General features: G+C 71.7%; 17 protein-coding genes. 11 read left to right on the forward strand and 6 right to left on the reverse strand.

Features of this window, described 5'->3' with window-relative positions; all coding sequences use genetic code 11:
• Positions 1 to 768 (reverse strand): IclR family transcriptional regulator, encoded by a 768-nt coding sequence (locus tag CTZ28_RS24510; RefSeq protein ID WP_183154563.1) that lies wholly within the window; start codon positions 766 to 768, stop codon positions 1 to 3.
• Positions 769 to 1,018: 250 nt separating this feature from the next.
• Between CTZ28_RS24510 and CTZ28_RS24515 the strand changes: the two genes are divergently transcribed.
• Genes CTZ28_RS24515 through CTZ28_RS24540 form a run of 6 tightly spaced genes read left to right on the forward strand, consistent with a single transcriptional unit; the run spans position 1,019 to position 6,896 of the window.
• Positions 1,019 to 1,912 (forward strand): DUF6282 family protein, encoded by an 894-nt coding sequence (locus CTZ28_RS24515; protein WP_121891829.1) that lies wholly within the window; start codon positions 1,019 to 1,021, stop codon positions 1,910 to 1,912.
• A 33-nt stretch (positions 1,913 to 1,945) separates the two neighbouring features.
• Positions 1,946 to 2,872, forward strand: a complete 927-nt coding sequence (locus CTZ28_RS24520; RefSeq protein WP_121891830.1) for a cupin domain-containing protein — start codon at positions 1,946 to 1,948, stop codon at positions 2,870 to 2,872.
• Complete coding sequence (locus tag CTZ28_RS24525) at positions 2,869 to 3,615, forward strand: HpcH/HpaI aldolase family protein (protein ID WP_121891831.1); 747 nt, start codon at positions 2,869 to 2,871, stop codon at positions 3,613 to 3,615. The genes CTZ28_RS24520 and CTZ28_RS24525 overlap by 4 nt, the downstream gene beginning before the upstream one ends.
• Positions 3,612 to 4,583 (forward strand): 3,5-dioxohexanoate:acetyl-CoA acetone transferase, encoded by a 972-nt coding sequence (gene kce / locus CTZ28_RS24530; protein WP_121891832.1) that lies wholly within the window; start codon positions 3,612 to 3,614, stop codon positions 4,581 to 4,583. Before CTZ28_RS24525 ends, kce begins: the two co-directional genes overlap by 4 nt.
• Positions 4,580 to 5,755 (forward strand): iron-containing alcohol dehydrogenase, encoded by a 1,176-nt coding sequence (locus tag CTZ28_RS24535; protein WP_259471784.1) that lies wholly within the window; start codon positions 4,580 to 4,582, stop codon positions 5,753 to 5,755. Before kce ends, CTZ28_RS24535 begins: the two co-directional genes overlap by 4 nt.
• Positions 5,756 to 5,777: 22 nt before the next feature.
• Complete coding sequence (locus CTZ28_RS24540) at positions 5,778 to 6,896, forward strand: enoyl-CoA hydratase/isomerase family protein (RefSeq protein ID WP_121891833.1); 1,119 nt, start codon at positions 5,778 to 5,780, stop codon at positions 6,894 to 6,896.
• Between the two features lie 46 nt (positions 6,897 to 6,942).
• On the opposite strand, the gene CTZ28_RS24545 is transcribed toward CTZ28_RS24540, so the two are convergent.
• The 3 genes from CTZ28_RS24545 to CTZ28_RS24555 all read right to left on the reverse strand — a co-directional run bounded on the left by CTZ28_RS24545 (position 6,943) and on the right by CTZ28_RS24555 (position 10,135).
• Entirely contained in the window at positions 6,943 to 7,602 is a 660-nt protein-coding gene (locus CTZ28_RS24545) for an HAD family hydrolase (protein WP_121891874.1), read from the reverse strand.
• A 95-nt stretch (positions 7,603 to 7,697) separates the two neighbouring features.
• Entirely contained in the window at positions 7,698 to 7,973 is a 276-nt protein-coding gene (locus CTZ28_RS24550) for an HPr family phosphocarrier protein (RefSeq protein ID WP_121891834.1), read from the reverse strand.
• A gap of 62 nt (positions 7,974 to 8,035) precedes the next feature.
• Complete coding sequence (locus CTZ28_RS24555) at positions 8,036 to 10,135, reverse strand: transketolase family protein (RefSeq protein WP_310887623.1); 2,100 nt, start codon at positions 10,133 to 10,135, stop codon at positions 8,036 to 8,038.
• 249 nt (positions 10,136 to 10,384) lie between these two features.
• Here CTZ28_RS24555 and CTZ28_RS24560 point away from each other — a divergent pair, with 249 nt between their 5' ends.
• From CTZ28_RS24560 to CTZ28_RS24575, 4 genes are all read left to right on the forward strand, one after another.
• Entirely contained in the window at positions 10,385 to 11,113 is a 729-nt protein-coding gene (locus tag CTZ28_RS24560; protein WP_121891836.1) for a GntR family transcriptional regulator, read from the forward strand.
• Positions 11,114 to 11,156: 43 nt separating this feature from the next.
• On the forward strand, positions 11,157 to 11,612 hold the full coding sequence (locus tag CTZ28_RS24565; protein WP_121891837.1) for a PTS sugar transporter subunit IIA: 456 nt from the start codon (positions 11,157 to 11,159) through the stop codon (positions 11,610 to 11,612).
• The gene (locus CTZ28_RS24570) at positions 11,609 to 11,890 is read left to right on the forward strand and encodes a PTS sugar transporter subunit IIB (protein ID WP_121891838.1); all 282 of its coding nucleotides are present in this window, start codon (positions 11,609 to 11,611) and stop codon (positions 11,888 to 11,890) included. Before CTZ28_RS24565 ends, CTZ28_RS24570 begins: the two co-directional genes overlap by 4 nt.
• Before the next feature lie 251 nt (positions 11,891 to 12,141).
• Entirely contained in the window at positions 12,142 to 13,527 is a 1,386-nt protein-coding gene (locus tag CTZ28_RS24575) for a PTS ascorbate transporter subunit IIC (protein ID WP_121891875.1), read from the forward strand.
• Positions 13,528 to 14,111: 584 nt separating this feature from the next.
• Here the strand turns inward: CTZ28_RS24575 and CTZ28_RS24580 are convergent.
• Positions 14,112 to 14,642 (reverse strand): hypothetical protein, encoded by a 531-nt coding sequence (locus CTZ28_RS24580; protein WP_259471785.1) that lies wholly within the window; start codon positions 14,640 to 14,642, stop codon positions 14,112 to 14,114.
• A gap of 971 nt (positions 14,643 to 15,613) precedes the next feature.
• Positions 15,614 to 15,886, reverse strand: coding sequence for a hypothetical protein (locus tag CTZ28_RS46635; RefSeq protein ID WP_147481197.1), 273 nt, complete (start codon positions 15,884 to 15,886; stop codon positions 15,614 to 15,616).
• A gap of 229 nt (positions 15,887 to 16,115) precedes the next feature.
• Here CTZ28_RS46635 and CTZ28_RS24590 point away from each other — a divergent pair, with 229 nt between their 5' ends.
• Positions 16,116 to 16,916: an AfsR/SARP family transcriptional regulator gene (locus tag CTZ28_RS24590; protein WP_121891839.1), complete on the forward strand. Its 801-nt coding sequence runs from the start codon at positions 16,116 to 16,118 to the stop codon at positions 16,914 to 16,916.
• Positions 16,917 to 16,946 lie beyond the last annotated feature (30 nt).

The following is a 16,946-nucleotide window of genomic DNA, read 5'->3' on the forward strand; positions in this document are numbered from 1 at the left end:
CTAGAGTCGCTTCTCGCCGCCCATGGCCTTGCCCAGTGCTCGGGCTGTGCTGCGCAGGTGGCCGGCGGTGGTGCTGTCGGGGTCGAGGGGGAGCAGGTCGTCGGTGGCGACGAGGGCGAGGCTTGCGCAGATGCCGTACTCGTCGAAGACGGGGGCGGCCATGGCGTGCACGCCGAAGCCGTCCGGGCTCATGGCGACCTGGTCGGTTCCCGTGAGGGCGTGGATCTCGTCGGCCAGTTCGGTCCGCTGATCGCCGGGCAGGCTGCCCAGCAGGCGGTCGACCTGGAGCTGGTCGGACATATGGGCCAGGAAGATCTTGGTCTGGGCCGCGGTGAGCGACAGCTGGGTTCCGACGCGTACCGTCACCAGGACGGTCCGGGTGGCGTCCTCCTCGACCCTGGACACGATCGGGCCGGTGGAACCCCACAGGCTCAGTACGGTGGTCAGACCGGTCAGCGAGCACAGGTCCCGCATATAGGCGGGGGCGAGGTCGACGACCTTGCGCCGGCCGAGCGCGAAGGCTCCGAGCTGCAGCAGCAGCGCGCCCGGGACGAACGTGCCCGGTGTGTTGCCCCGTTCCAGCAGACCCGATGCGACGAGTGAGGTGCAGTACCGGTAGGTCGTGGTGCGGTTGAGGCCGAGGCGCTCCGCCGCTTCGCCCGCCGTCAGCTCCGGGGTCTCCGGGCCGAACAGGCGCAGGATCTGGGCAGCGCGGTCGACGGCCTGGATCTCCCCGCCGGACCGTGCTTCGTCGTCCTTCTCCACCATCTGGCACTCCGTTCGTGATGAGGACTGGCTGTTCACATCACGAAGTCTGCCTGATGGCCGGGGCGACATCGGTGACGCTACCCACGGCATGTGAACATGGCAATGCTCATGCGAACAAGAGGTGTGCGGGACTTCTTCGGTTGAGCGTGCAGCTGCGTGCAAAGTGGATCGACTGTGTTCGCATGACGTATTGACAATTCACTATGCGGTCGCGGATGGTCGGCGATGACCCCACGTGAGGAGAAAGCTGATGGAGCCCAGCCCCGCCGTCGCCCGGATCCTGGACGGAATGGTCGACCTGCACTGTCACTCAGGACCGGGCCCGTTCCCCCGCGAGTTCGACCACGTCGAGGGAGCCAGGGATGGCGACCGGATCAAGATGCGGGCGTTCGTCGCCAAGTCGCACCACCACAGCACCGTCATGGATCTGCAGGCCGCACGGCGTTCGTTCGAGGGCATCGGCACCCAGGTGTTCGGCGGCATCGTGCTCAACAACCAGGTCGGCGGCATCAACCCCTACGCGGTGGAGATGTGTCTGCGGATGGGCGGCAAGATCGTCTGGTTCCCGACGTTCTCCTCGCGCCGGCACATCGAGTTCCAGGAGGAGGCCCTGGCCGGCGGGTTCCCCCGCAGCACCGTCGAGCTCACCACCGTGCCGGTGCTCCTCCACGACGCGCAGGGGCGGCTGCGCCCCGAGGTCGGCCAGGTCGCCGATGTCGTCGCCGAGACCGGAGCCGTTCTCAACGGCGGCCATCTGCACCCCGACGACATGGCGGAGCTGTTCGCCGTGGGCGCCGAACGCGGTGTCGAGAAGATGGTCGCCAGCCACCCGAACTTCATCAGCGACCTGACGCTGGAGCAAGGGGTCGAGCTGTCCCGTCGCGGGGTGTTCATGGAACACGAGGTCGGCATGTATCTGCCGAACGACCATCCGCACTTCGGGATCGAGGTGCTGCTGGAGTGGATCGCGGCCGTCGGTGTCGAGCGCACGGTGCTCGCCTCCGACCTGGGCCAGCTCGGCCGTACCCGACCCGTCGACGCGTTCATCGAGGTCACGACCGCGCTGCTCGATCACGGCGTCGCCGAGAAGGACGCACGCCGGATGCTCGTCGACAACCCCGCCCATCTGCTCGGCCTCGACTGAACCGCCGCATTCCGCTGACAGAAAGGAGCCGGCGTGTACGACCCGACCGATCCGCGTGCGGCGCTGCCGACATCCGCTGCACGCCCCGCCGTTCCGGCCGGCGCACCCATCGCCGCCCCCGCCTACACCGAGTTCGACGGGCCACCGCAGACCGACGACGCGACATCCGGCCGTACCTGGGTGGTGCGCGGACAGAACTTCGTCGTGGCCCTCTCCCGGCTGCGCACCGGACAGGTCCTGGAACGCACCGCCCAGGAACACGAGTACGTGGTGCTGCTCGCCTCGGACGACGCACATGTCGACGTCGCGTACGGCGACGACACCCATGAGGTCCGGGGAACGGCGATGATCGTCGTCCCGGCGGGGCACTCCCACGTCAGCGCCCGCGCCGACACCCAGGTGATACGCCTCTTCGACCACCGCACCGCCGACATCGCCGCCCTCGCGGCCAACGCCGCCGACTACGCCGAGCCGCACGTCCGGGTCACCCCCCTGGCCCCGTGGCCCGCTCCCGTCGACGGCGACCGCCTGCGGATATACCGGCCCGATGAGGTCCCGGCCGAGCCGGGCCGGTTCGGGCGCATCTACCGCACCCGCTCGTTCATGGTCAACTTCCTCGACCCGCTGGACGGCCCACGGCCCCGCAACAAGCTTTCGCCACACCACCACGACGACTTCCAGCAGTGCTCGCTGGCGGTGTCGGGGCAGTTCGAGCACCACATCCGCACTCCCTGGACCACCGACATGGACCAGTGGCGTCCCGACGAACACCGGGTCGTGGGCAGCCCGTCGGTGGCCGTGATCCCGCCTCCGACCGTCCACACCACGCGGGCCTGCGGAGCGGGCCGCAATCGGCTGATCGACATCTTCAGCCCGCCCCGGACCGACTTCTCCGCCCGGGACGGCTGGGTCCTCAACGCCGCCGACTACCCCGCTCCCGAGGAGGTGACCGCACCGTGACGGCACTGCACGGCGGCCGACTCGGCACCTGGATCAAGCTTCCCGCCCTGGAATCGGTCCAGATCGTCGCCCACGCCGCGTTCGACTTCGTCGTCATCGACCAGGAGCACGCCCCGCTCGATCTGCGAACGGTCTACGAACTGGTCACCGTCGCACAGGCGTTGGGGGTGCCGCCGCTGGTGCGCGTCGCCGACGGCGCCCCGTCCGGCATCCAGCGGCTGCTCGACGCCGGAGCCGCGGGAGTGCTGATCCCGCACATCGACACCGTGGAACAGGCCCGCGCGGCGGCGGCCGCCGTCCGCTTCCCGCCGGCGGGCCGCCGCGGTGCCGGCGGCACGAGCCGGGCGGGGCGGTGGGGACTGCTCTCCCGCGAGGAGTACCTCGCCACGAGCGACAGTGCGCTGTGCGTCCCCCAGATCGAAAGCCGCCAGGCCGTCGGCAACGCCGCGGCCATCGCCGCGGTCGAGGGTGTCGACGCGCTGTTCGTCGGCGCCGCCGACCTCGGCCTGGACATCGGGGCCGCGCCCTCGGCACCCGAGGTGAGCGAACTGTGCGGCACGGCTCTGGACGCCGCACACGCCGCCGGCATCCCCTGCGGCGCGGCGACCGCCACCCCCCAGGGCGCCGCCGCGCTGCTGGCCCAGGGCTTCGACTTCGTGGTTGTCGGCAACGACACCTCCATGCTCGCCGAAGCCGCCACCGCGACCGTGCACGCGATCCGCGGCGACGGAGGTCCCCGATGAGGCAGTGCGACCAGACCGTCATCAGCTGCGCGGTCACCGGTTCGATCCACACACCGAGCATGTCCGACGCGCTCCCCGTCACCCCTGACGAGATCGCCACCCAGGCCGTCGACGCGGCCGACGCGGGGGCCGCGGTGCTCCACCTGCACGCACGCGACCCCCAGGACGGTCGGCCCAGTTCCGACCCGGAGGTGTTCCGGCAGTTCCTCGCCCCGATCACCGCCGGATGCGACGCCGTCGTCAACATCACCACCGGCGGATCGGTCGTCATGACCCTCGACGACCGGCTGGCCGCGGCGCGCGCCTTCGCCCCCGAACTGGCCTCGCTCAACATGGGGTCGATGAACTTCAACTTCGCGCCCGCCGCCGGCCGCGTCACCCACTGGCGGCACGACTGGGAGCGTGAGTACCTGCTCGGTTCCGCCGACAGGATCTTCTCGAACACCTTCACCCAGATCGAGACGATCCTGAACGGCCTCGGAGAACGCGGTACCCGGTTCGAGTTCGAGTGCTACGACATCGGCCACCTGTACACACTCGCCCACTTCGTGGAGCGCGGACTGGTCCGGCCGCCCTTCCTGGTCCAGGGGGTGTTCGGTGTGCTGGGCGGTATCGGCCCCGATCCGGACCACGTCCAGCACATGGCGCGCACCGCGGACCGGCTGTTCGGCGCGGACTACGTGTTCTCCGCCTTCGCCGCGGGCCGTCACCAGTTCGCCGTCGCCACGCAGGCCGCGCAGCTCGGCGGCCATGTGCGGGTCGGGCTGGAGGACGGCCTCTACATCGGCGCCGGACAGCTCGCGCGGAACAACGCGGAGCAGGTCGAGAAGATCGTACGGATTCTCGCCGAGCTCGGCCGCACCCCGGCGACCCCTGCCCAGGCCCGCGAACTGCTCGCGCTCAAAGGCCCCGAACACACCGCACTGCCCGGGCAGGCCCCGGCCGTGCGCGCAAGGAGCGGCAGGTGAACGACTCCGTGGCCGCCGTCGCCCTGCCACGCCTGATGCGGATCGGACCCGGCGCCGCCGGGCAGCTGGGGGAGGTCCTGCGCTCCCTCGGACTGGCCCGGCCGCTGATCGTGACCGACCCCTACCTGGCCGGCAACGGCACAGCGCGGCAGCTCGTGGCCGACCTGGCCGCACAGGCCATTCCCGCGACGGTGTACGACCGCACCCGACCCGACCCGACGACGACCTCCGTCCAAGGCGCTGTCACCGTGCTGGCCGAGGGCGACTTCGACTGCGTGGTCGGACTCGGCGGGGGCAGCCCGATGGACACCGCCAAAGCCGTCGCACTGCTCGGGACGACCGGCCGGCCCATGCGGGACTACGCCGCGCCGACCGTGACCGACACCCCCGCCCTGCCGCTCATCGCCGTCCCCACCACCGCCGGCAGCGGCTCGGAGTGCACCCGCTACACCATCATCACCGACGACTCGGGCGACACCGACGAGAAGATGCTCTGCGCGGGACTGGCCTTCCTGCCCACCGCCGCGCTCGTGGACCCCCTGCTCACCCTCCCGATGCCGGCCCGGCTCACCGCCGACACCGGCATCGATGCGCTCACCCACGCCATCGAGGCATATGTCAGCCGGCGCGCCAACCCGTTCACCGACGGGCTCGCCCTGACCGCCCTGACCGCCATCGCCCGGAGCCTGCGCACCGCCTACGCCCACCCCGACGATCTGCGGGCCCGCGCGACGATGATGCTCGCCTCCACCCAGGCCGGCATGGCGTTCTCCAACGCCAGCGTCGCCCTCGTGCACGGGATGAGCCGCCCCGTCGGGGCCCACTTCCACGTGGCCCACGGCTTGTCCAACGCGATGCTCCTGCCCACCGTCACCGCCTACTCGGTGCCGGCCGCCACCTCCCGCTACGCCGACTGCGCACGCGCCATGCGCCTGGTGGGCGAGGCCGGCTCCGACGAGGCCGCCGCCGACGCGCTCGTCGCTGAACTGCGGGCGCTGAACACCGATCTCGCGGTTCCGGGACCGGCCCGCCACGGGATCGACCCGGAGCAGTGGGAGCGGATGACACCCACGATGGCGCGGCAGGCACTGGCGTCCGGTTCCCCGGCCAACAACCCCCGCGTCCCCGACCAGGCCGCCATCGAGGAGCTCTACCGCTCCCTCATGGCCTGACGCCCCATCCGAAAGGCCACCCATGACAAGAACCGACCGGTCCTTTCGGCCCGGCGGAGCGCCCGAGGCGTCCCACGGCCCCGGCGGCGCCCCGCCCGGGCACACGCCACGGCACGACGTCCCCGGCCCCGTCACACCGCCGGCAACCAGCCACGTCCGGGCCGGAATCCGGGGAGGACTGGGCGAGATCCTGCTCGACCGGCCGGAAGCACTCAATGCCCTCACCCCCGCCATGGTCGCGGCGATCACCGAGGTGCTCACCCGGTGGGCGCAGGACGACACCGTGGACACGGTGGTCGTGCGCAGTACCTCCCCCCGTGCCTTCTGCGCGGGCGGCGACGTCCGCCTCATGCGGGAGGAGGTACGGGCGGACCGGCTGGACGGCACCATGGCGTTCTTCGCCGCCGAGTACGCGCTGAACGAGCTCATCGCCTCCTATCCCAAGCCCTACGTCGCCCTGCTCGACGGCGTGGCCATGGGCGGCGGGCTCGGCCTGTCCGTCCACGGCAGCCACCGGGTCGTCACCGAGCACAGCGCGCTGGCCATGCCGGAGACCGCCATCGGCTTCTTCCCCGACGTCGGCGCCAGCCATTTCCTGCCCCGACTGGCCCCCGGCTGGGGCCGGTATCTCGGGCTCACCGGCGCGCGGGTGGCTGCCGGGGGCGCTCTCCGCAGCGGCCTGGCGACCCACCATGTGCCGCGCAAACACCTCGACGACCTGGTCGACGCGCTCGCACGGGACGGAATCGGCGCCCTCGACGCAGCCCACACACCGCCTGCGCCGCCGGACCACGCCGACGAGGACGCGGAGACCGCGCTGCTCGCGGTCTTCACCGGCACCCCGCTGGCCGAACTGGAGTCCGCGCTGAGCCTCCTGCCAGGAGAGGGACCCGCCGCCGCGCTCGCCGCCCTGCGCGCGGCGAGCCCCGCGAGCCTGGTGACGACCGACCGGCTGCTGCGGCTCGGAGCCGGCGCCTCCCTGCGGGACTGCCTGGCCCGCGAACTCGCCACGGCCAGGAACGCCGTCGTCGCACCCGACTTCGACGAAGGAGTCCGGTGCGCCCTGGTCGAGCGCGGCACCCGGCCGCGCTGGACCGACGCCGGCATCCGGCACGCGACGGCCAGAACGGGCGGCCGGTGACTGTCCGACCGCGGAGCCGGCGCACGGCCGGCCGTACCGGCCCGTGTCAGGTGACGAGATGGGTCAGGTCCGCCACGACGCCCAGGTCCGCGTGGGCCAGGGCGGCGGTGTCGGTGGGGCCGCCGGTGTAGCCGACGACCCGCATGGCGGCGGCGAGCGCCGCGTCGACTCCGGCGGGGCTGTCCTCGATCACCAGGCAGTGCTCCGGCTCGTACGACAGGGTGCGGGCGGCGTGCAGGAACAGATCGGGCGCCGGCTTCCCGGCCGCCACGTCGTCGGCACTGAACACCCGCCCGGCGAAACGGCCTTGGAGCGCCGTGACCTCCAGCGAGTGCGCGATGCGCTCGTGGCTGCCGCTGGAGGCGACACAGTAGGGGAGCCCCCGCGCATCGAGGTGGTCCAGCAGCTCCCGTACCCCCGGCATGGTGCGGGGCCGCGCGGCGAACGCGTCACGGACGCGCGTGCGGTACTCCGTCAGCCACTCGGGACCCGGCGGGGTGGTGGCGTGGGCACGTATCTGCTCGTACAGGTAGGACTCGGGGCGGCCGAGGAACCGGTGGCGCACCTCCTCGGCGGTCAGGGGCCAGCCCGCCTCCGTGGCCATGGCCGCGACGATCTGCGGGCCGATGCTCTCGGTGTCCACCAGGACGCCGTCGCAGTCGAAGATGACGAGCCGGGCGTCCCGCAGGGCGGCCTGAGCACGCACGTTCAAGGGGAACCTCGCTTCGGAGCGGGGGTGGGCGGTCGGTCGGTCCGGGCCGCCGCGCCGGTGACCGGTCGGCCACCGGCGCGGCGGGCGGGTCAGCCGGCGGGCTCCGCGTCGTGATCGCGGGTGAGCAGGGCGGCGAGCGCGTCGAGGGCTTCTTCGGCGCCCTCGCCCTCGGCGGCGAGCGTCACCGAGTCGCCGTGTCCGGCGCCGAGGGCCAGGACCGACAGCAGGCTGCGGGCGTCGACGGTGCGGCCCTCGCGGGAGATGGTCACGGGCACGGCCTGTTCGGCCGCCGCCCGGACGAACGCGGTGGCGGGCCGGGCGTGCAGTCCGCTGCGCGAACCGATGGTGACAGTGCGTTCGGGCATGACAGTGCTTCCTTGTCCGTGGAGGAGGTGCGAAGAGGGCGTTCGTGCGGGGAGGCCAGGGGTCAGGACCGAGCGGCGGCGAGGGAGGCGAGGGCCGCTTCGACCACCGCGTCCTCGGTGAGGCCGACCGCGGTGAGGGCGTCCTGTGCGGGGGCCGAGGTGCCGAAGTCGTCGACGGTCACGGTGCGGCCGTGCTCGCCGAGCAGGCCGTGCCAGCCGAAGGCGGTACCGGCCTCGACCACGACACGGGCGCGCACGGACGGGGGGAGCACGCGGTCGCGGTACTCCGCGTCCTGCGCCATGAACCAGTCCAGGCACGGCACCGAGACGACCCGTGCGGCGACGGCGCGCGCCGCGAGGAGATCGCGTGCCGCCATGGCCAGGGCGACCTCGCTGCCACTGGCCAACAGCACCACATCCGCAGCTTCCTGATGATCCGTCACCACATAGGCGCCGCGTGCCACGCCCGCGCGGACGGTGCCGGCGTCGGTGGGCAGCACCGGCAGGCCCTGCCGGGCGAGCGCCAGGCCGACCGGGCCGGGCCGGCCGAGCGCGGCGAGCCAGGCGGCAGCGGTCTCGGTGGCGTCGGCGGGCCGGACGACGGCCAGTCCCGGCATGGCGCGCAGCGCGGCGAGGTGCTCCACCGGCTGATGGGTGGGGCCGTCCGCGCCGAGGGCGACGGAGTCATGGCTCCAGACGTGGATCACCGGCAGCTTCATGAGGGCGGCCAGCCGCAGGGAGGGGCGCTGGTAGTCGCTGAACACCAGGAAGGTGCCGGCGAAGGGGGTGTCGTAGCCGACCAGGGCGATGCCGTTGAGCGCGGCGGCCATCGCGTGCTCGCGCACCCCCCAGTGGACGTTGCGGCCCCGCAGGCCGGAGCCGCCGTCCTCGTCCGCGGGCAGGAACGATCCGCCGGACGCGATGGTCGTACGGTTGCTGTCGCCGAGGTCGGCGGAGCCGCCCCACAGCCGCGGCAGTTCGGCGGCCAGGGCCTGGATGACCTTCCCGGAGGCGTCGCGCGGGGCGATGCCGGCGCCGGGCTCGAACTCCGGCAGTACCCGGGCCACGCGGTCGGGGTCCGCCGGGCGGACGGCCCGCTCGCGGGCTGCCGCGGCCTCGGGGTGCTCGGCCGCCCAGCGGGCCAGTTCGCGGTCCCAGTCCGCGTGCAGTCCGGCGCCGCGTGCGAGGGCCTTGCGGGTGTGCTCCAGCACGTCCGCCGGAACCGTGAACTCGCCCTCGATGCCGAGGACTTCCTTGACGGCGGCGGCCTCGGCGGCGCCCAGCGGAGCGCCGTGCGAGGCCGCCGTGTTGACCGCGTTCGGGGCGGGGAACGCTATCTGCGACTTCAGGGCGACGAAGCTGGGCCGGCCGGTCTCGGCGCGGGCCGCGGCGAGCGCGCGGTCGAGCGCCTCGGCGTCCACGTCGCCGTCGGCGCCGAGCCCCACCGTCTGTACGAACCAGCCCTGGGCGCGGAAGCGGGCCGCCGTGTCCTCATGGGTCGTCAGGCCGGTGTCGCCCTCGATCTGGATGCTGTTGTCGTCCCAGACCACCACCAGGTTGTCCAGCCGGTGCCGTCCGGCCAGCGCCCCGGCCTCGTAGGAGATGCCCTCCTGGAGGTCGCCGTCGGAGCACAGCACCCAGACGGTGCGGCCGGCGGGGCCGCCGGGTGAGGTGTCCGCGCCGGTGAGCCGCTCCTCGTCGCGCTTGAGCGCCATCGCCATGCCCACGGCCGTGGCGACGCCCTGGCCCAGGGGCCCGGTGGTCGTCTCGACACCTGCGGTGTGCCGGTACTCGGGGTGGCCCGGGGTCAGCGAGCCGAGCCGGCGGAAGCGGCGCAGATCGTCCAGCTCCAGCCCGTAGCCGGTCAGATGGAGCTGGACGTACTGGAGGATGCTGGCGTGTCCGCAGGACAGCACGAAACGGTCACGGCCCTCCCAGGAGGGGTCCGCGGGATCGTGCCGGATGTGCCGCTGGAAGAGCAGGTGGGCGACGGGCGCCAGGGCCAGTGCCGTGCCCGGGTGTCCGGACCCCGCGGCCTCGACGGCGTCCACCGCCAGGGCCCGCGCCACGGCGACGGCTCGTGCGTCCGCCGCGTCGAGCGCCCGCCCCGCCGTGGCGGAGGCCCCGAGAGGCCGCGTCGTCTGTGTCGGTGAGAAGGCCACGGGAACTCCTTGGAGAGAGCATGACGTCATGATGACTTCGGGAAACGTAACTCATGCCTCCGTAGCGACACCAGAGGGGGCCCGTCGATGTGATGTGCCAGGCCAGAGAGGTGAAGATGTGACCTGGCAGACATGAACCGCTGTCAGGGCGGTGCGAGATCTCGTTTAGGCGTCGACTATTGACGCTGCGATTCCTCCGTAGTCATCATGATGTCTCGATGACATGTAAGCCCGACGAGGAGGTCGTGGATGGCCGGGCACAAGTACGCACAGGTGCGCGACCATCTGCTGCAGCGCGTGCGGAGTCTCCCCGTGGGGGAGCGCCTGCCCGCCGAGGGCGTCCTGTGCGGTGAATACAATGTGAGCCGCATCACGTTGCGCCGCGCGGTCGACGAACTCGTCCAGGACGGTTACCTCGTGCGCGAGCACGGCCGCGGCACCTTCGTGAGCCACCCGCGCTACAACCTCAAGCACCGCGAACGCTTCGTCAACGAGGTGACCGGCTTCCACACCCAGCTCACCCGGCAGGGGCACACCGTCACCTCGCAGGTGACCGTGCAGCGCGGCGAACGGGCCGGTGCCCGGATCGCCGCCGCGCTCGAGGTCAGCCCCGCCACCCCGGTCATACGGCTGGAGAGGCTGCGCAGCGTGAACGGCGTGCTGCACCACCTCGCCGAGTCCTACGTCGAGGAGGCCCGGTTCCCGGACGTCCTGACGGCGGACTTCACCGACACCTCCCTGTACGCCCACCTGAGGGCCCGTCACGACGTGCTGCTCGTCCGCAACGAGATCGTCGTCGGACTCCACCGGTGCGACACACGCGAGGCCGGGCTGCTCGACGTGGCCGAGGAGACCCCGCTGCTGCTCGCCACCTCCCGTGTCTTCGAGCCGGGCCGCAAACCCGTCATCTTCGGCACCTCGAAGTTCCTGCCGGACACGGCGGAACTGTCCTTCGACATCGTGGCCGACGCCGAGTAGCCGCGCCGTGCCCGTCCCTCACCCGCACCCCCGTGGAGCACGTATGCTCAGTCGTCTTCTGCCCGAGCGGAACATCCACTTCACCGACGACAAACTGACCTGGCGGGAAGCCGTCACCCGGGTCGCCCGTCCGCTGGTGGAGGCCGGAGACGTCACCCCCGAGTACGTCCAGGCCATGCTGGACTCGATCGCGGCCGGCGGCACCTACATCGACCTCGGCCACGGCATCGCGCTGGCGCACGCCCGCCCCGAGTACGGTGTCGTCCGTACCGGCATCGCGATGCTCCGGCTGCGCGAGCCCGCCCCGCTGCTCGACCGGCCCGAGCACGCGGTCGACCTCTACTTCTGCTTCGCAGCGGCGGACGCCGACGCGCACCTGCGCGCCATGGCCTCCCTCGCGCGCATTCTCTCGGACGCCCCGACCCGCCAGGCCCTGCGCGAGGCGGCCTCGGCCTCCGAGGTAGTCAAGTTGATCACCGAATTCGAGGAATCCGAATGAAGTTCCTGGCGATGTGCAGCACCGGACTGGGCAGCAGCTTCATGGTGCGCATGAACATCGAGACCGTCGTCCGTGAACTCGGCCTGGCCGACGTCACGGTCGAGCACTCCGACATCAGCTCCGCCGGCCCCGACAGCGCGGACGTGTTCTTCGTCGCGAAGGATCTGGAGGACACCGCCCAGGGACTGGGCGACGTGGTCGTGCTGAACAGCATCATCGACATGGACGAGCTGCGCGAGGCGGTCAAGGACGCCGCCGCACGCCACGGCCTGCTCTGATTCTCCGATCAGCCACCAAGAAACGTTACTTCCGCTGAGTGCGGCGACCGCGGACGCGGCGCCGCCCACCTCGACGGCGCCGGGCGGACACCCACCCCGGCCGCCGCCCGCCCGCAGCGCCCGACGCCTCATCCCTCCCGCTCCGGAGCTGCACTCCGCCGGCCGATGCTCCCGTGCGTCAACACCGCCCGGAACCCGGCACCCACCACCCCCGCACGCGGCCCCGTCGTGCCCCAAGAGAGGCGTTGTCCGTGAACAGCGTTCTGCAGAATTTTCTCGATGTCTTCCGTGAGCCATCCGTCATCGTCGGCCTGATAGCCCTGCTCGGCCTGGTCCTCCAGCGCAAGTCGGCCTCCGACACCGTCAAGGGCACCATCAAGGCGTTCGTCGGCTTCCTGGTCCTCGCGGCCGGCGCCGGCGTGGTCTCCGACGCGCTCACCCCGTTCGGCGACATGTTCCAGCACGCCTTCGGGGTGCAGGGTGTCGTGCCCAACAACGAGGCCATCGTCGGCAAGGTGCTCACCGACTACGGCTCCCAGGCCGCGCTGATCTTCTTCTTCGGCATGGTCGTGAACGTGCTGCTCGCCCGCTTCACCACGTTCAAGTTCATCTACATGTCGGGGCACGTCGCCCTGTACCTGGCGGCCATGATCGCCGTCATCCTCATCGCGAACGGCTTCAGCAGCTGGCAGGCCATCCTCTGGGGCTCCCTCGCCCAGGGCCTCATCACCACGATGTCGCCCGCGCTCGTCCAGCCCTGGATGCGCAAGGTCACCAAGAACGACAACGTCGCGCTCGGCCACACCGGCAACTTCGGCATCGCCACCAGCGGACTCGTGGGCCGTCTGGTGGGCGACTCCTCGAAGTCCACCGAGGACCTCAAGATCCCCAAGGGCCTGGGCTTCCTGCGCGACACCACCGTCGTCATCGCCACCTCGATGGGCATCATCTACCTGCTGGTCACCCTCGTCGCCGGACCCGGCTACGTCGAGCGTGAGCTGAGCGACGGCCAGTGGTACCTGCTGTGGGCCGTCATGCAGGCCGGCAAGTTCGCCGCGGGTGTCTTCATCATCCTCGCCGGTGTCCGCGTCGTCCTCGCCGAGATCATCCCCGCCTTCAAGGGCATCTCGGAGAAGCTCGTGCCCAACGCGCGTCCCGCCCTCGACGTCCCGATCGTCTTCACCTTCGCCCCGAACGCCGTCCTCATCGGCTTCCTCGCCAGCTTCGTGGGCGGCCTGATCGGCATGGGCATCCTCGTCGCCGTGGGCGGCACCATCATCATCCCCGGCATCGTCGCCCACTTCATGACCGGCGCCGCGTCCGGCGTCATCGGCAACGCGACCGGCGGCCGGCGCGGCGCGATCCTCGGCGCCATGGCCAACGGCCTGCTGATCACCTTCCTTCCGCTGCTCGTCCTGCCGTTCCTCGGCGACGTCGGCCTGCAGAACTCCACGTTCTCGGACGCCGACTTCGGCGTCTCCGGCCTGCTGATCGGCGGCTCGGTCCGGATCGGCCACGCGGCCGTCATCGGCCTCGTCGTCATCGCGCTGGCCGCGGTGTTCGTCAGCAGCGCCCTCGTCACCCGCCGCCGCGCCGTCGCGGCGGCGACGGAGGCGGAGGCCCAGCCCACCCACTGACCCGACGGCCCGCCCCGCACCGCCCGCCCGGCGACCCACCTGGGTCGCCGGGCGACGCCGTTTCTGCGACGCGGGCCCGGTCCGCGTTTCACCGGGGGCGGTTCAGTAAGTGCCGTAGTACCACGGGGCTGTTGGGGCCCGCATCTCGGCCGGCTCCCGGTTGCTTGCGGTGAATCCGTCCAGCGGTTCCTCCCGTCTGATCGCCGGTGTTCCGGGGGCGTACGGTGTCGCGTTCGCGCGGTAGGTTCCGCGGTCTGCCGGGTGCCGTACCGCCCCAGGCCCGTGTTCCGGAACACGGGCCTGGGGAGACGGTGGTGGCGCACGGTGCTCGGTTCGCGCCGTGGTTGCCCGTTCGGGTGTGTCGGGACACCGGGGCGGAGCCGGTGCCCCGCACGGGTGTGAACGGGGGGTGTCGTGGTGGGAGTCGGCCGCCGGGTGGGCCGTAAGGGGAGGGGGCCGCCCGGCGGGGTGCGCATGACGCGCGGGTTGTCACAGAATGGTGTGGTCCGGGTGCTGCCCGGAGGGGAGCCCCGGCCCGATTCCAGCGGGCCGGGGGTTCCCGTCGTGCAGCCGGTTCAGGCGGTTCAGTACTTGAACTCGTGGTGCTTGATGACCCGGAAGCTGGCCAGCACTCCGTCCTTGACGTGGACGCCTTCGGTGTGGTGCGGCTTCACGCCGTCGCTGGAGCTGTGCGGTCCGACGGTGGCGATGGGGGCGCCGTTGTCGCAGACGGCTCCGCGGAAGACCTCGACGGTCTTGCGGCTGTCGTTGCGGATGTTCAGGGTCCTGGCGCCGAGGCCGCTGACCACGGTGATGCAGCCGCCCGGGTGGGCGGAGTACGTCCGCTCGTTGATGTGGATCCGGCCCTCTTCGAACTTCTTGCCCTTGCCCTCGCGGCCCTCGTTCTCCTCCTCGTTCTCCTCCTTGTTGCCCTTGCCGACGTTGCCGCCGAAGGGCGCCTGGGCAGGCGCGGGAGCCGCCTGCAGGGCCACCGGAGCCACCGGAGCCGCCTGGGCCGGCTCGGAGGCGGCCGAGGCGTAGGTGATACCGGTCGCGGCCAGGGCCGCCGCGGCCACGATACCGGCGGTGACCGCCGTGGAGCGGGTCATCAACATGCAACTTCTCCTGTCTGCGAGAGGCCGGCTGAGCAGCCGGCGTACGACGAACGTACAAACAGCTCCGGTGACTTTCATCTCGAGCATCTCCAGAGGCCGAAGCCAGGGAGCCGAACGGGGGACGCGCGGCGCCCGCACGCCTCTTTCCCGGCGGTCGACGGCTTGTCAATGCCCTTGAAAAACAAGGAGATTGACAGGCACTTAGCCCTTCAAGGTGATTGTCTGACTGCCGGTCACCCCATCGACGACAGGACCCCGGCGAAAGGCCGCCGGACTAAGCCGGGGAGTGGCTGCCGGACCCCCTGCTGCCCCACCCCGACGTCGCCGACGGCATCGAACTCGCGGAAAGCGTCTCCCATCGCGACGCTGACCGTCCTGGAGACGCCCCGACCGGTGGAACGCCCGTCCCGCCCGGAACCGCGTCGCCGCTCGGCAGTCACGGGCCGGCGTGAGCCGATCGGGGCGCAAGGCCGTGATGGCGCGGTTCGTCGCCGCGCCGCACGCCGGGCGCATCCAGGGCCTTCCGGGGCTCATGGTGCCGGCCCCGATCCACGGGGCCGGATTGGTGGCGAGGGTGCTCGTCGGCACGGATCCGGTCGAGGTCGAGGCCGTGGTCGTGTGGCTCAACGCGGCGCCCGCGATCCGGATCGACTCCGGCAGTGGACGGGCCGCGGTCGGCCGCGCGATCGAGACCGGGCGCATCCAGGGCCTTCCGGGGCTCATGGTGCCGGCCCGGATCCACGGGGCCGGATTGGTGGCGAGGGTGCTCGTCGGCACGGGTCCGGTCGAGGTCGAGGCCGTGGTCGTGTGGCTCAACGCGGCGCCCGCGATCCGGATCGACTCCGGCGGCGGACGGGCCGCGGTCGGCCGCGCGATCGAGACCGGGCGCATCACCCCGATCTGCGCGGCATCCGACCCGCTGAAGCCGACACGACTCGACGCACCGACCGATCGGGGTGCCTGCTCCGGCGTCAGCTTCCGGTGTGCTTCACGTCGATGCCCAGTCCGGCCCACAGCTCCCGCTCGGTCTGGCTCGGCGGGGTCGCGCAGTGGCCCTCCGGGTGCCAGGCGGGGGGCACGTGCGGGGCCTCCGGCAGGCCCGCGTCCCGTGGGGTGCGGTCGGGGTCCGGGCCGGGGTCGGGGTAGTGGACGCCGGGCAGCGGTCCGACGGAGAACGCGCTGAGCTGGATGAGCAGCTTCAACACAGCGGCAGCCGCCCTGCCGAGCCAGAACCTCAGCCTCATGCCACCCCTCTTCTTCCAGCCGGTCCCACGGCCGTCCCGAGACGGCCCCCGTCGGTGCCCAGGGTCGCCGCTCGTCCTGAAGCGCCGCTTAAAGCGGGTCCCGGAGAATCCGCGCCCATGAAAATCTCATACCCCGGGGCAGCCAGATTCCCGGCCGAAATCATGATCGGCTAAGTGTCGTGGCAGCCGCCGACGTGTCAGTGTTCCGGCAGGCGGAAGGAGCAGTGGCATGGAGATCGGGGTTCTCGGGCCGCTCGTGGTGAGCATCGACGGCACCTCCGTGGTGCCGAGCGCGGCCAAGCCGCGCCAGCTGCTCGCGCTGCTGGCGGTCAACGCGGGCTGGGACGTGAACGTGGCGACCCTGACGGAGGAGCTGTGGGAGTCAAGTCCCCCCAGCGGGCCCGCGGGTGTGGTGCAGACCTATGTCAAGCAGTTGCGCCGGGCCATCGGTCACGCCCTGGGCCCGGAGCACGAGCACGCGCCGAAAGAGGTACTCAGCCGCAGCTACGCCGGGTACGCGCTGAACATGCCCGCGCCCGTCCTGGAGGCCGACCTCTTCCAGCAGCTCAGCGGCCGCGGCCTGCGGGCCCTGGAGAGCGGCGACGACGAGACCGCCGCGAAGCTGCTGGGCGAGGCGCTCGCCATGTGGCGCGGGCCGGTCCTCGCCGACGTACGCATCGGACCCGCGCTCCGGGTCGAGCTGCTGCGGCTGGAGGAGGCACGGCGCTCCGCGCTGGAGGGGCGGATCACCGCGGATCTGCGGCTCGGCAGACACGCCGAGGTGATCGGTGAACTCCTCGCGCTCACCGAGCGCTTCCCCCTCCAGGAGAGCCTGCACGCGCTGCTGATGCTGGCGCTCTACCGGTGCGGACGCTCGTGGCAGGCGCTTGAGATTTTTCGAAAGCTACGCGCGTCGACCGCCCAGGAGCTGGGCATCGAGCCCTCCCTGCGCCTCCAGAAGCTGCACCGGGCGATCCTGGCAGCCGACCCTCAACTCGATCTCACCGTGCCGAGTTTGGCGGCCTTTTAGCGGGCCGGGGCAGCGTGGGGCCGCGCCGGC

The organism is Streptomyces shenzhenensis (genome assembly GCF_003688995.1).
GTDB lineage: Bacteria > Actinomycetota > Actinomycetes > Streptomycetales > Streptomycetaceae > Streptomyces > Streptomyces shenzhenensis_A.